Annotated in this window: 15 protein-coding genes; 1 reads left to right on the forward strand and 14 read right to left on the reverse strand. The window is 41.4% G+C overall.

The annotated features are described in order from the left end of the window. Positions 1–14 precede the first annotated feature (14 nt). Complete coding sequence (locus tag HUU81_RS13760; protein ID WP_199609510.1) at positions 15–1,427, reverse strand: hypothetical protein; 1,413 nt, start codon at positions 1,425–1,427, stop codon at positions 15–17. A gap of 176 nt (positions 1,428–1,603) precedes the next feature. Between HUU81_RS13760 and HUU81_RS13765 the strand changes: the two genes are divergently transcribed. Further along, positions 1,604–3,709, forward strand: a complete 2,106-nt coding sequence (locus HUU81_RS13765; RefSeq protein WP_199609511.1) for a neutral/alkaline non-lysosomal ceramidase N-terminal domain-containing protein — start codon at positions 1,604–1,606, stop codon at positions 3,707–3,709. Between the two features lie 126 nt (positions 3,710–3,835). On the opposite strand, the gene HUU81_RS13770 is transcribed toward HUU81_RS13765, so the two are convergent. The 13 genes from HUU81_RS13770 to HUU81_RS13830 form a co-directional block, all read right to left on the reverse strand. After that, positions 3,836–4,243 (reverse strand): GNAT family N-acetyltransferase, encoded by a 408-nt coding sequence (locus HUU81_RS13770; RefSeq protein ID WP_199609512.1) that lies wholly within the window; start codon positions 4,241–4,243, stop codon positions 3,836–3,838. A gap of 16 nt (positions 4,244–4,259) precedes the next feature. Continuing rightward, positions 4,260–4,736, reverse strand: a complete 477-nt coding sequence (locus HUU81_RS13775; RefSeq protein WP_199609513.1) for a GNAT family N-acetyltransferase — start codon at positions 4,734–4,736, stop codon at positions 4,260–4,262. A 106-nt stretch (positions 4,737–4,842) separates the two neighbouring features. Beyond that, positions 4,843–6,030 carry a 2-methylaconitate cis-trans isomerase PrpF gene (gene prpF, locus HUU81_RS13780; protein ID WP_199609514.1) on the reverse strand — a complete coding sequence of 396 codons (1,188 nt, stop codon included), beginning with the start codon at positions 6,028–6,030 and terminating at the stop codon, positions 4,843–4,845. A 15-nt stretch (positions 6,031–6,045) separates the two neighbouring features. After that, positions 6,046–8,640, reverse strand: a complete 2,595-nt coding sequence (gene acnD / locus HUU81_RS13785) for a Fe/S-dependent 2-methylisocitrate dehydratase AcnD (RefSeq protein ID WP_199609515.1) — start codon at positions 8,638–8,640, stop codon at positions 6,046–6,048. 118 nt (positions 8,641–8,758) lie between these two features. Then, positions 8,759–9,880 (reverse strand): bifunctional 2-methylcitrate synthase/citrate synthase, encoded by a 1,122-nt coding sequence (gene prpC, locus HUU81_RS13790; protein ID WP_199609516.1) that lies wholly within the window; start codon positions 9,878–9,880, stop codon positions 8,759–8,761. A 41-nt stretch (positions 9,881–9,921) separates the two neighbouring features. Next, positions 9,922–10,800, reverse strand: coding sequence for a methylisocitrate lyase (prpB, locus tag HUU81_RS13795; protein WP_199609517.1), 879 nt, complete (start codon positions 10,798–10,800; stop codon positions 9,922–9,924). An 18-nt stretch (positions 10,801–10,818) separates the two neighbouring features. Next, complete coding sequence (locus HUU81_RS13800; RefSeq protein WP_199609518.1) at positions 10,819–11,484, reverse strand: GntR family transcriptional regulator; 666 nt, start codon at positions 11,482–11,484, stop codon at positions 10,819–10,821. A 141-nt stretch (positions 11,485–11,625) separates the two neighbouring features. Next, the gene (locus HUU81_RS13805; RefSeq protein ID WP_199609519.1) at positions 11,626–12,201 is read right to left on the reverse strand and encodes a DUF4166 domain-containing protein; all 576 of its coding nucleotides are present in this window, start codon (positions 12,199–12,201) and stop codon (positions 11,626–11,628) included. A 258-nt stretch (positions 12,202–12,459) separates the two neighbouring features. After that, entirely contained in the window at positions 12,460–12,831 is a 372-nt protein-coding gene (locus HUU81_RS13810; protein ID WP_199609520.1) for a serine hydrolase domain-containing protein, read from the reverse strand. Between the two features lie 110 nt (positions 12,832–12,941). Beyond that, on the reverse strand, positions 12,942–13,079 hold the full coding sequence (locus HUU81_RS13815) for a hypothetical protein (RefSeq protein WP_199609521.1): 138 nt from the start codon (positions 13,077–13,079) through the stop codon (positions 12,942–12,944). Between the two features lie 77 nt (positions 13,080–13,156). Beyond that, entirely contained in the window at positions 13,157–13,501 is a 345-nt protein-coding gene (locus HUU81_RS13820) for a hypothetical protein (protein ID WP_199609522.1), read from the reverse strand. Between the two features lie 110 nt (positions 13,502–13,611). After that, entirely contained in the window at positions 13,612–13,905 is a 294-nt protein-coding gene (locus HUU81_RS13825) for a hypothetical protein (protein WP_199609523.1), read from the reverse strand. 389 nt (positions 13,906–14,294) lie between these two features. Beyond that, complete coding sequence (locus HUU81_RS13830) at positions 14,295–15,302, reverse strand: alpha/beta hydrolase (protein WP_233520507.1); 1,008 nt, start codon at positions 15,300–15,302, stop codon at positions 14,295–14,297. Between the last annotated feature and the right edge of the window lie 65 nt (positions 15,303–15,367).

A 15,367-nucleotide genomic window follows, 5' to 3' on the forward strand; every position in this document is an offset into this window, starting at 1 on the left:
GCTCTTAATATAAGTTAATTAACTTCTAAGGTTGCATGAAGAATAGCGCCTTTCGCAGCATTAACGACTCCGTTACCACTACTTAGCCTTTGCGCTCGAGTAAAGCCGCCACCATAGCTTTCACCAAAACCGAAAATCCCCCACACAGGCACATAGGTATCTAGTTGACCTTCAGGATCTGTGGCAAAAATTAAGTCTGGGGCACAAAACTCTTGAACAATCCAGCCCGCCTCTTTGCTAACCCGCTCAATAGTTTGCTGCCAATGAGCAATAGTTACATCCTTCCCAATTACTACATCTTTACCTTGCATCGAGTTAGACTTCTTTAATACTAACCGTGCTTTTTGTTCAACCAGCAGATCAGATAATGCGTAATCTTTCCCTTCATAATTCACATGCTCGCTTTCTAGTTTGGCCGTCCAAGGTATATGACGCTTTACCCAAGCCTGCTCTTCTTCAGTAAATTTTGATAGTGTTTTCTTTTCATGCATCAAAGCCATAAGCACTTTATTTCCAAACAATCGATGTGTATCACTGTCTGGAAATAATAGGTTTCCAGCTTGGTAACTCACTTTTAGCTTATTCATTGTTGTATTAGAGAAATTAAAATCGAGCAGCAATACCGCGTCCATTTGATGGTTTTGATAATGAATTTGGTTGTTGGATGACAGTTCTAACTCATCAGGATGGCAACTTAAGAATACCTTTCCTTGTTTATATTCCTTACATTGCTGAAAAATAGACTGTATAAAAAGCTGTAACTGAGGAAGCGTGGCTTGGTTGGTTTTATCTGTTATGAATAAAATATTGCCTGTTTTTATTTTTTTACTCAGCTTATCTAAATTAATACACAGTCTACTCATAAGAGTGTGTAATACATTACGATGCGTTAGTTTAGACCATGACTGACTAGGAATTTTGCTTGCAGCAAAAAGTGGCCCTGCATGTAATAAATCTAACTCCCAACCACCAAGATCACTACCCGCATTTACCTCTAATAACTTTAACTGATTATCAGAAAAGCAAAGATCATGACGCATCAATAATTCATTTAAATTAAATTGGTTATTACAGACCTGAGCATAACAAGCTGGATCTTCATTCAAGTATGCCGAAAACGCATTAGCATCACCCTCAAAGTAGCTATTTAGCGCTTTAACTATGAGTGTGGGTAAACGCTGATTAAAGTCTTTAAATTGATTTACCATCTGCGTGTTAATTACTACTGGCCAAGCCCCCATTTTAAAGCTGACAGTAAGCATATTTGCTGGCACATGCTGTTTAGCCGCACGCGCTATTTGCTCGGCATACTCTTTATTAGACTCGATAAATGAAACAAGCTCAGAGTACTCTGCTGAATATTGCTCGGTATTACGTCCTACTTCATCGCGACATATTTCAGTGACTTTTTTGTCATTCTGTAACATAACTTCCTTCCCTTACTACGATTACAACTTGGGCTACCACTTTTAATATGACATGGCTTAAACCCCAGAATCCAACATCCATAATATTTATTAAATATGTTATTAACAACCGTTAATTTATGTACTACTTTATTTGTGCTGTAAATAAATATAAAAATAAAATCAGAAGGTTACCTATGAAGAAAAATAAAAGTCTACTTTCGGCTACACGGCTGATAAAAAGTGCCTTACTGCTATTTATCACCGTTGGGCCTACGACTACATTGGCGGGTGAATGGTTAATTGGCAGTGCGAAATACGATATTACAGGGCCGGCTGCCGATGCGGGTATGGTAGGTTATGGCGAAGTAAGTCAAACCACCCAAGGCATTCATACACGATTATGGTCGCGCGCCTTTGTCATTGCAGATAAAACTAACAGTAAAAGAGTAGTGTTTGTGTCTGCTGACTTACAAAGCATTACACAAGGCGTAAAGCAGGGCGTTATCAAAAAATTACAGGCGCAATTTGGTAGCCGCTATAACGACGAAAATGTAATGTTAACTGCTACCCATACACATGTAGGCCCGGGCGGCTATGATCATTACGTGATGCTCAATATGAGTGCACTTGGCTACGACAGCAAAAATTATCAAGCGATTGTAGATGGCATTTACGACTCTATTGTGGCAGCGGATAGCAAACTTGCACCAGGCAATATATTAATCGAAAACGGTTTGCTCACTGACGCAAGCATCAACCGCAACCCTGTGCCTTATGGGCAAAATCCAGAGGCTACTGATTACCTCCACAAAACTAATAAAAATATGACAGTATTAAAATTAGTGACTGATAATAATCAAGAAATTGGCATGATTAACTGGTTTGCTGTGCATAATGTCTCTTTTGGCATGTCTCAACGCCAATTAAGCAGTGATAACAAAGGCATTGCCAGCCAATTGTTTGAGAAGTGGACGAAATCAAGAAACTCCGCTTCTAACGATTTTGTCGGCGCTTTTGCTAACAGTAACCTAGGAGATGCCTCACCGAATGTGTGCGGCCCATCAGATGGTTGCGGCGCAAATAATGAAGAAAGTGCACTGTTATCTGCGACTAAACAATTTAATAAAGCAAAGTCATTATACGAAGCCGCTTCTGCACCGTTAAATGGTTCGTTAGACTATCGTCATCAATACGTGTACATGCCGGACTACCAAGTTAATGCTAATTTTACTGGTGGTATTCAGCAAGGAGTATGTGAAGGAGCCATAGGTTGGTCAATGACTGCAGGTTCAACCTGGGATGGGCCAACAAATATTCCCGGCATTTTTGAAGGGATGACCACCATCAATGAAGGACAAAGCTGGGATCGTAGTCAAAATCTATTCGACTCGGTTATCAGCGGCTACCCTATTTTCGGCCTAATGAATGCGTTTTCTTCCATTAGTCTATTCAACGAAGCTCAAGACGATCCTTGCCAGCACCCAAAACCAACGTTTTTAAATAGAAAAACACTCGGCATAGAACTCTATACAGCCCATCTACCGTTTCAAATGTTTAGAATTGGCTCGCTTTTAATCGTATCAAGTGCGGGTGAAATGACGACAATGTCTGGCCGACGTCTTATTAATACACTTACCACTAAGTTTGCAGAACACGGGATTGATCAAGTAGTGATTGCAGGGCTAGCTAACGCTTATCATGGCTACGTAACTACACCAGAAGAATTCCAAATGCAGTATTATGAAGGTGGCCATACTATTTATGGTCCAAATACGCTTCCTGCATATCAACAAATATATTCAAATATGGCAGACGCCATGCTCCAAAACCAATCAGTACCAAGTGGGCCTACGCCGCCAGACTTGTCTGACGACCAAATTATTCCCGTGCTTGGTGTGGTATATGATGACAAGCGCTTGTGGGAGTCATTTGGCCAAGTTACAAAGAATGCAAGAAACCAATATACTATCGGTGAGGAAGTTAAAGTTACCTTCCGCTCTGGCCATCCTCGTAACAATTTGCAAATTGGTGGCAGCTTTATTGACGTACAACGTAAAGTGAATGGCAATTGGGTTACATGGTTAACCGATGATGATATTGATACAAAATTTATTTGGCGAAGAGATACAGCCGTAGATTGCTTAGCCTGTTCATTTGCAGATGGAGTCTGGCGCCCAAGTGCATCTACACCTGAAGGAACCTATCGTATTGTACATCGTGGTCATTGGAAAAGTGGCTGGGATAGAAGAATACGCAGTTATACTGGTAAATCAAAGGCGTTTACTGTGGTTAAACCATAACGCTTCATCCTGATGCTGACAGGGGGAAGTTAACTTCCCCCTTACTTATAAAACTCTAATAGCAGAATACAGCTTGCTCAACTATTACAGTAAGCGCTATTACAAATAGCAGCTTTACAAAGGCACTTATTGCAAGGCTAGCTCCATTTTAAAATACGCTACGTCAGATTTGTAAAAACGTTCGCTGCTTTTATGCATGCCAAAACGACTATAAAACCCGCTTGCGGTTTCTCTAGCATCGCACCAAAAATATGCTAAACCACTTGCTTTAAGCGACTGAATAATATGATTTAGCATCTTTGAGCCGATACCTTGTTGCTGATAGCGAACATCGGTCGCAAACTTTCGTAAACGTGCTTTATTTTGATGTACATAAACAGACGCCACGCACACCAATACTTCATCAATAAAAGCACCGAAATGCAGCCCCTCTTCGTCTCCCTCTACATAGCAAAACTCAGGTGTTTTACTTGGCCATAGAACACGATGCCGAAGTGGGATGGCTTGCTCCCAAGAAATCGTTTTAATTTCCATACTGATTAACTTCCCATTAATTTCCATTAAGTGACTGATGTGTTGAACATTCAAGCGACATTGCTACTTTTTCAATACCGTGTGAAGGAGTCCATCGTTTATATTCTACAAATCCATGCTTTTGATATAAAACGATTGCGGGCATATTCGCCACAGCAGTCTCAACTTTAGCTTGGCGATAATTAGTAACGCTTAATACATGCTTTATTAATTTGTTGGCAATGCCTTTTCTAAAATGCGCTGGGTCAACCGTTAAACTATCAATCTCTAATATCTTATCCTCTAGCGCAATTTCAATAACGGCAGCAAGGCAGTTATCTTCAAAAAAGCCAAAAAATAACGTGTCAGCACTTTGTATATCATCCACACTTCTCGACAAAGGCGGGAAGTCACTCACACCAATTAATTGTGCCTCAACTTGATATGAGCGTTGGAACACAGTGTAAATTTGCTGTGCAACTACTTGATTGTAATGCGCAAGTTTCTTAATCATATTATCCGTGTTGTAATTTACTTTGCTTAATCACTATTAACTGCGGTCTGTATTAAGCACAAAAAAAGGGGGATATCCCCCTTTAAAAACTGAAATAAAGTAGCGGCTAATTATTGTCTAATACGTCTGCGGGAACCCGAACATGGCCCTCCATCAGTACGCGTGCACTTCTGCTCATCACTGCCTTGTCGACTTGCCACTGTCCATCAACGAATGACGCCTGCGCGCCTACCTTTAATGTTCCCGAGGGATGACCAAAACGAACTTCATTTCGCTCTCCACCACCTGCGGCTACATTAACTAAAGTGCCGGGAATTGCGGCGGCTGTACCTATCGCGACCGCAGCGGTTCCCATCATTGCATGGTGTAGCTTGCCCATAGAAAGTGCACGAACGAGCAAGTCGATTTGCTCAGCGTCTACCGTTTTACCACTTGAAGAAACATAGCCAGTTGGCGGAGCTACAAACGCAATTTTAGGGGTATGCTGGCGTGCTTTTGCTTCTGCTAAATCACTGATTAATCGCATTTTGATTGCGCCATGAGCACGCAGTGTTTCAAACATGGTTAATGCATTTTCATCACCATTAATCGCTTCTTGTAACTCGGTACCGTTGTAACCAATATCCGCGGCATTTACAAAAATTGTTGGAATACCGGCGTTTATCATAGTTGCATTCAACGTGCCTATGCCCGGCACTTCAAGTTGATCGACTAAGTTCCCTGTTGGAAACATAGCGCCTTCACCGTCGGCGGGTGCTAAAAACTCAACTTGTACTTCAGCAGCAGGAAATGTAACACCATCTAACTCAAAATCGCCAAGTTCTTGTACTTCACCATTAATCATTGGCACGTTGGCAATAATGGTTTTACCAATATTAGCCTGCCAAATACGAATCTTAGCAACACCATTGTCTGGTAGACGTTCCGCATCAACTAAACCGTTAGAAATAGCAAACGAGCCAACCGCAGCAGTTAAATTGCCGCAATTACCGCTCCAATCAATAAACGGCTTATCGATGGCCACTTGACCAAATAAGTAATCTACGTCGTGATCAGGCTTTGTGCTTTTTGATAAGATCACTGTTTTACTTGTGCTAGAAGTAGCGCCGCCCATGCCATCGGTATGTTTACCGTAAGGATCAGGACTCCCAATAACCCTTAGCAATAAGTCGTCGCGAACCTTTCCGGCTTGCTGCGCAGCTTCAAGTAAGTCTTGCAAACGAAAAAATACACCTTTACTCGTCCCACCCCGCATATACGTCGCGGGGATTTTTATTTGAGGTTTATATGTCATTTCTGTGGCAACCTATTAACTTGTTGCATTTGATTCTAGAAAGTCTTGTGCAAAGCGTTGTAATACACCACCTGCGTCGTAAATAGATACTTCTTCTTGTGTATCTAAGCGGCATTTAACAGAAACTTCATCACGCTCGCCATTTTTGCGGTTAATAATTAAAGTAAGCATTGCTCCCGGCGTGCGCTCGCCAATAACATCATAAGTTTCCGTGCCATCAATGTTTAATGTATGACGCGTCACACCCGCTTCAAATTCTAGCGGCAACACGCCCATTCCAATTAAGTTGGTACGGTGAATGCGTTCGAAACCTTCAGCAACAATCACTTCAACGCCTGCAAGTCGAACCCCTTTTGCAGCCCAGTCGCGTGACGAGCCTTGGCCGTAATCTGCACCAGCAATAATAATGAGCGGCTGTTTACGTTCCATGTAAGTTTCTATTGCTTCCCACATGCGTGTCACTTTGCCTTCTGGCTCAATTCGTGCCAGTGAACCTTGTTTAACTTTGCCGTTTTCTTTAACCATTTCATTAAACAGTTTAGGGTTAGCAAAGGTTGCGCGTTGTGCGGTTAAGTGATCGCCACGATGGGTCGCGTAAGAGTTAAAGTCTTCTTCTGGTAATCCCATTTTATGCAAGTATTCGCCTGCTGCACTGTCCATCATAATGGCATTTGATGGCGATAAGTGATCAGTCGTAATGTTGTCACCGAGTACAGCTAATGGACGCAGCCCTTTCATTGTGCGCTCACCCGCCAATGCGCCTTCCCAGTAAGGAGGACGACGAATATAGGTACTTTGCGGACGCCAGTCGTACAACGGGTTATTATGTTCGCCATAGTCCACCGAAATATCAAACATGGGGTTATATACTTTACGGAACTGTTCTGGCTTAACGCTTTTAGCGATGACGGCATCAATTTCTTCATCACTAGGCCAAATATCCATTAAGGTAATTGGCTTACCGTTTTCATCAAGCCCAAGTACGTCGCGCTCAATATCAAAACGAATGGTTCCTGCAATCGCATAAGCAACAACCAATGGTGGCGAGGCTAAAAATGCTTGATTTGCATGTGGATGAATACGTCCATCAAAGTTACGGTTCCCCGATAACACTGCAGTGGTGTAAAGATCTCGTGCTTTAACTTCTTGTTCAATTTTCGGATCAAGCGCGCCACTCATGCCGTTACATGATGTACAAGCAAATGCCACCACCCCAAAGCCTAAATCTTCTAGCTCAGGTAATAAATTCGCTTCTTCTAAATACAACTGTACCGCTTTAGAGCCAGGCGCAAGGGACGTTTTAACCCAAGGCTTACGCATTAAACCTTTAGCATTAGCATTACGCGCCAATAAGCCTGCTGCAATCATGTTGCGCGGGTTACTGGTATTGGTACAGCTGGTAATTGCTGCAATAATCACGGCACCGTCTGGCATTTGATCTGGGTTATTTTCAACAACACCACTAATACCGCGCTGCGCTAATTCTGATGTGGGTACGCGATTATGCGGATTAGAAGGGCCTGCAATATTACGAACCACGGTTGATAAGTCAAAACGTAAAACGCGCTCATACTCAGCCGAAGTTAGACTATCAGCCCATAAGCCCGTTTCTTTCGCATATGTTTCTACCAGCTTAACTTGCTCGTCTTCTCGGCCAGTTAGTTTAAGGTAATCAATTGTTTGCTCATCAATGTAAAACATTGCAGCCGTTGCGCCGTACTCCGGCGTCATATTCGAAATTGTTGCACGGTCGCCTAACGTAAGGTGCTTAGTGCCTTCACCATAAAACTCTAAATAGCTTGAAACAACTTTCTCGGCACGTAAGAACTCAGTCAGTGCAAGTACGGTATCTGTTGCGGTAATGCCAGGTTGCGGCTTACCTACTAATTCAACGCCTATAATGTCTGGCAAACGCATATAAGACGCTCTGCCCAGCATCACGCTTTCAGCTTCTAAACCACCTACGCCCACTGCGATAACCCCTAATGCATCAACCATTGGCGTGTGGCTGTCTGTTCCTACTAGTGTGTCAGGAAAGGCCACGCCGTCACGCGCTTGAATAACAGGCGACATACGCTCTAAGTTAATTTGATGCAGAATGCCGTTACCTGGTGGAATTACATCAACATTTTTAAATGCAGTTTTGGTCCAATTAATAAAATGAAAACGATCTTCATTACGACGCTCTTCGACTGCGCGATTTTTTTCAAAGGCATTTTCTTCAAAGCCAGCATGTTCTACCGCCAAAGAATGATCCACAATTAATTGTGTAGGCACCACTGGGTTTACTTTCGCAGGATCGCCGCCTTTTTCTGCAATTGCATCGCGCAAACCAGCCAAGTCCACAAGCGCGGTTTGCCCTAAAATATCATGGCATACCACACGTGCAGGAAACCACGGAAAGTCTAAATCGCGCTTGCGCTCGATAATTTGTTTTAAAGAGTCTTCTAATACCGCAGGATCGCAGCGGCGTACTAGGTTTTCAGCCAGTACTCTGGAGGTATAGGGCAATGTTGCATAAGCGCCGGGCTTAATTGCGTCAACAGCCTCGCGCGTATCATAAAAATCTAAGTGAGAATGAGGTAACGGTTTGCGGTATAAGGTATTCATAATGTATCCAATGAATCTTTGAAAAAGCAGTGCGGCTTACTACATCACTGCTCTAAAACTATGAAGGGAAAATATTTATTTTCCCTTTAAGTACTGATTTGCTGAAATAAGCGTAAAATTAACGCTCAGAAATTGGTGGCACAGGACGGAATTCTTCACCCGTATATTCAGCTGACGGACGAATAATTCGGTTATCTGCACGCTGCTCCATTACATGTGCCGCCCAACCTGTTAAACGCGACATTACAAAAATCGGCGTAAATAATTTAGTAGGTATATTCATGAAGTTATACGCTGATGCATGGAAGAAATCCGCATTGCAGAACAATCCTTTCTCACGTTTCATTACTTCTTCACAGCGTACTGAAACAGGGTAAAGCACTGTGTCACCTACATCCGCCGCTAGCTTTTCTGACCATTGCTTAATAATTTCGTTACGCGGATCTGACTCAGAGTAAATCGCATGACCGAAGCCCATGATCTTTTCTTTACGAGCCAATTTACCCATCATTTCTTCTTCGGCATGCTCAGCAGATGTAAAGCCTTCAATCATTTCCATTGCTGCTTCGTTCGCGCCGCCATGAAGTGGACCACGAAGTGAGCCAATCGCACCAGTAATACATGAATGCATGTCTGATAACGTTGATGCACAAACACGAGCAGTAAAGGTAGATGCATTAAACTCATGCTCAGCATATAAAATTAATGATACATGCATTACTTTTTCATGAAGCTCACTTGGCTTAGCACCATGTAGCATATGTAAGAAATGCGCGCCGATTGAATCATCATCTGTTTCTACGTCTACACGCACCCCGTCATGAGAAAAGCGATACCAATAACAAATAATGCTTGGGAAACACGCCAACATGCGATCTGTTACTTGATCTTGTTGCTCAAAGTCGCCTTCCATCTCTAAGTTACCTAGCATTGAACAACCCGTGCGCAATACATCCATAGGATGAGCATTGGCAGGGATGCGTTCTAACACTTCTTTCAACGCAGTAGGTAAACCACGCATTGACTTTAATTGTGCTTTGTAGTCGTTAAGCTCGGTTTGCGTTGGCAACTTTCCTTTAAGAATAAGGTAAGCGACTTCTTCAAACTCGCAGCTTTCTGCTAAATCTTTAACGTCGTAACCACGGTAAGTTAAACCAGAACCTGATTTACCTACTGTTGATAATGCTGTTTTTCCTGCAACTTGACCACGTAAGCCAGCGCCACTTAGTACTTTAGCCATAATAATGTTCCCTGATATTTATTTTAGTTATTTTTATTCAATTATTTATTTTTACCATCTGCAAATAATGCATCAAGCTTTTCTTCGTATTCGTGATAGCCAAGATAATCATATAAATCCATACGCGTTTGCATCGTATCAATTACTGCTTTTTGATCGCCGTTATCTAGAATAGATTGATAAACATTTTCTGCCGCTTTATTCATTGCTCTGAACGCACTTAATGGATATAACACCATATCTACGCCCCACTCACCAAGCTCTTTTTTGTTCCATAATTCCGTTTTACCAAATTCAGTAATATTCGCTAAAATTGGAACATCTAGCGCTTCAGCAAAAGCACGATAGTGCGCTTCTGTTTGTACTGCTTCGGCAAAAATACCATCAGCACCGGCAGCAACATAAGCTTTCGCGCGCTCAATCGCAGCATCTAGCCCTTCTTGCGCAAAGGCGTCGGTGCGCGCCATAATAAAGAAATCAGGATCAGTTCTCGCATCGACTGCAGCTTTAATACGATCAACCATTTCTTCAGTCGACACAATCTCTTTGTTTGGGCGATGGCCACAACGCTTTTGTGCTACCTGATCTTCCATGTGCACTGCTGCTGCGCCTGCCTTTTCCATATCACGAATCGTTTTGGCAATATTAAACGCACCACCCCAGCCAGTATCAATATCAACCATTAACGGCAAGTCGCTTGCCGCTGTAATACGCTGCACATCAGCAATTACATCGTTTAGTGATGTCATGCCTAAATCTGGTAAACCATAAGATGCATTCGCAACCCCACCGCCCGACAAATATATCGCTTGATGACCAATTTGCTTTGCCATAATGGCTGTGTACGCATTAATAGTACCTACAATTTGTAACGGTTTGTTGTCAGCTAACGCTTGACGAAATTTTTTACCTGCACTCATGCTGATTCTCTCTTTCGCTTAATTTGGATTAGATAATTTAGATTCAATATTATTTTTGGAGTATAAAATGTGACGACGCATTAGCAGCTCTGCTAATTCAGCATCTCGATTAGAAATCGCTTGTACAATATGCTTATGTTCATCAAATGCAGTGGTGACTCTAGGCCCCGCCATGCCTAATTGCACACGGTACATTCGCACCAAATGATAAAGCCCTTCAGTTAATACCGTAATAAGATGATTATTTTTACTTCCCAGAATAATACGGTAATGAAAGTCAACGTCTCCAGCTTCTTGGTAGTAAGAGTCGCCCTGCTTCACTTTTTGCGAGTGGGAGTGCAACAGTGTATTAAGGTTGTTAATCTCTTCGTCCGTCATGTTTTGTGCAGCGAGCCTTGCTGCCATACCTTCTAGCGATTCACGCACCTGATAAAGTTCCACCAGCCCTTCTGGACTAAGCGCAACTACGCGCGCGCCGACATTGGCTTTGCGCTCAACTAAATGGCAAGACTCTAATCGATTAATCGCTTCACGAATAACAGCACGACTGACCGCATATTTTGTCGACATTTCGGTTTCACTTAGCTTCGAGCCAGCCTTAATATCACCTTCTACAATCTCTTTGCGGAGTTGAAAAAAGGTTTTATCAGCTGACGTAACGGGTTTTTCAGAGGGAATTGCCATGCAGCCTTAACAATAAGCCATATATAATATGTCGACAATATAGCCATCATCAGTGGATGCGTCAAACAAAAGGTGCAATATTGTCGACAAAACAGATGTAAGTTTGGGTTTACGGGGGAGTATTAACTTGGAACGTAAAGCTTAGCGAGAATTGACATCCAACAACCCACTATACTTCACCAACATGCCAATATAAGGTAACGAAAACGAAACATGAAAACGATAAAAAGGCTTATCTTGAACATATTCAACATTTTTATAAGCCGAGGTCACTGGCAATAGCCAGCGAGGAACAAAAATTCCCATCAATTGAATACGCGTACAACGCCAATGCCAGCCACCGTTAATAATATCTACCGTTAATCGCATGCGTAGTGGTCCAGTTTCTTCAATCCAGTAACCAGTATTTACTGTGCCTACAGGTTTAAAAACAGACTCCACAACCTGCTGCGAATTAAAGCACCTTCCCCAGTGCAATCCATCTTCTTGATGTGAAATATAAACAGATAAATTGTGCTGCCCTGAAGAGGGTAAATTCATCTTTTTGGCAATGCGACGGCCAATAACACCCGCTAAGCCACTGCCATATTCAATATTAACCCGCCCAGATAAACACCCACCGATTAAATGTAGTTGCTGTAATAATGGATGCAATAACGTGAACTGATTGCCAAACCAGCTCTTCACAAGGTTAGGCATTGTTGATAACAAGATCATTTCTATACATTAACTTTAGCCTTAACGTCTGTGTATCGAAAAAAGATTAACGCTTAAATAGGTGTTAAAAAATCATCCAACTATCCAAATCAACACCGATAACGGTTCTATTTAATCTAAATCAAAAGGTTAATTCAATTTTTATCAGAAACTTAATTTACGGCTGCTCACGTTGTTGCTTTCATTTATTGCGGTCTCTGTCTCACTTGTGATCAATGAGGTGTAAGAACTTAAAATAAGCCCTTACACATACTATAATTACTTGTTTTGCAAAAACGTTTTTAATACAGTTTGAATCACACCATCAACTCTAGTCTCACATGCCTCAAATCCACCATAATTAAACAGCAGGGTTAAGCTGGTATCGCTTTGTGGAATGTATATGTTAGCTGAGCTGTACCCCGGCTCTTCTCCACCATGATGATAAACCATTGTGCCGTCTATGTTTTGTTTAAAAACGCCTAAGCCATAACTTAATTGTGCATTTACATTGTACATACTAGGCTTTTCAAGCATTAGCGCTCTTATCTTTTCAGAAACGTGCATACCATTCACAATCTCTTTTAGTAGCAACACCATATCATGGGCATCGGTCACAAGCGGTGCATCTGCAACGCCAATATTCTGCAAAATGACTGAGTGTTGATAAGCGTTGGTTCATCTAATTGCAGGTAGCCCGATGTAATATCACTCATTGCCTTTTCAACTCCACCGAAGGTGCTATTCACCATGCCAAAGGATTAAAAAATAAGCTCTCGGGCATATTTAGAATGATGTTCACCCAAGACTTCATCTAAAATCAGTCCAGCTAAAATATAACCACCATTTAAGTAATCCCACCCTTCTCCGAGCGGAAATGATGCAGATTTATCCAGCATGAATTGTACAGTAAAGGCATCGGCTTTTATTACTGAGGCTCAGCAATAACTGCATCTAAAGAATCGCCTTATGATATTCACCACCCCATATAATCAAAATCAAATTGTGTCGCGTTTGGCAATATCGTAAACATAGCATACAAAAATGAGACAATAACCATACTAAATGGAAACAAAAACATCGGGGCCACGGTCTTTTTATTTATCACATAATCATATAACCACGCACCAATACTTAATGGGATAAATATGATTAAACCAGCATAAATTAATCGATTGTTACCGTCGAGTTGTTCAGACTTAGTTCGCATGAGATTAACCAAAACAGTTATTCTATATATATACAGAAATACGGCACCAGTCATACCAATAACAGTAAGTATTCTCCACGTCTCCAAATCCATTCCCATCAAACTATTCATAAATCACTCCTTTTTCTTGAAAATAAAACGCCGCATTAAGCCCGGTTCACAGCTAGTTAAAATTAGTTATCAAAAAACAAAAGCTAACAGCTGGCTCTTGTTTAATGTCGTTACGCGTCTATCTCTGTTGAACTATCAACCTTAATGAGTGCAATACGGTATCCTTTAAATGTTTTATTTAATACTTTCTTCATCACCTTTATTGAAAAATAAATACCTATAGCACCGCCAAACATTTGAATAAGATAAATATTATCGTACATGCTGAGATCTAACACATTAAACATAACTCCTACAATCACACCTATGATAAATGAGACCGGTAATACCCAAACCATGGTCCTCCAAAACCAACTCCACCAAACTTGCATTGCGTGAATCCATTTAACTTCTATTTCTTCCATTTTTAACTCCGTAAATTGTTATCACTCTTGATGCCTCCCCCATTAGAACTAGAGCTTACTAAACTTGAGCAAAGTAAGCTTCTGTGCCAGTCCAAAGAGTTAAACTCCCACGTATAATACCTACCTTAAACTAAGATTTGTGTGGCTTAATAAGTTAGACAATGCATAAATAATAAAAAGGCCGCAAAAAGCTGCCTCTCAACTTAGTGTTCACTTAACTTACTGTATTCGCTATTGTTAACCTGCAAATTTTTGGGTGTAAGTTCCATTTTCCAATTGGTATCCCATACCACCCTATTATCACTTGAAAATGCCTGCAGCCAAGTAGGCATTTTATGAGCAGTGCGAATAACAGTTAGCTAGCATGCATAGCAGTACCAAGCCAGCTTTTACGAGTCACTCTGTAGGGTTTGGCTAGATATACGATTATTAGCGTGGTTAGAAACACTCCCTACCGTTTCAGTTATCTTAGCAATAACCACCTCAGGTGAATCGCCCGGTATGTTATGAGTGGCTCCCTTTACAATAATATGCTCAGCGTTATCTGACAGCGCTACGATGCTTTTTTGCATTTCAGCCCAGTCGTCAACCACGCTGTAAAAACGAGGGCTTTTAGCATAAGCTTCTTTGTCATGGCTCAACACTAGCATTCTTAATTTACCGAAATCGTAGTTAAAATCTTCCAAGGGCGTGTAAAAGCCTTTCTCGTTTCGGTATGTTGATAGTACATGTGCGTATCTAAAGCTAGAATAATACTGGTCTAAGCGTTTGGCTATTTCAGAGTCATACTGCTTAAAGATATTTTTAATATCAGAGATGCCTAACACCGGATCTACATAATGCCAAACTTTCACATGCTCAGGAATTGGATCGAATTTACCACGCAATACGGTATGCTGATTTTCGTGCGCTGAATCTAAAAGTATTAGTGCCGCTAGGTTAATTTGAGCTCTTGCCGCAGTTCGTCTAGCAATGATCCCACCGTAAGAGTGCGCAACCAGAATTACTGGACTTTCACCTGCGATATGTTTTACAAGAGATTCTTGAAGCTGAGATTTTTCGTCAGTTGTGAAAGTTCGTGATACATCGTCACTTCCTCCATGGCCTAACCTGTCGTAATAGCACGCCGTAAAACTTTCAGGTAGCTGTTCAACAATTGAAGACCAAGTTCTCTCTGAATCTGAGCCAAAACCAGTTTCAAAAAACACATAAGGTTCACCCTGCCCCTTACACACATATCTCACTTGCTTTTCATTAAAAGTAAAATAGCTGCCAGAAAGCGCAACTGGCTGATGTTGAAAAAACGCAATGACACGCAGTATTAAATAACTGCATAGTATTAATAGAACTGTGAAGGCTAGCTTGTTGGAGGAGATGCGTTGATATGTAGAAAACATATTAATCCCTTAATTTATACATGCACTACTGCAAGTAGTATTTATAACGAGCCTGTAGAACACTC

This window comes from Flocculibacter collagenilyticus (genome assembly GCF_016469335.1).
Classification (GTDB): Bacteria; Pseudomonadota; Gammaproteobacteria; order Enterobacterales; family Alteromonadaceae; genus Flocculibacter; species Flocculibacter collagenilyticus.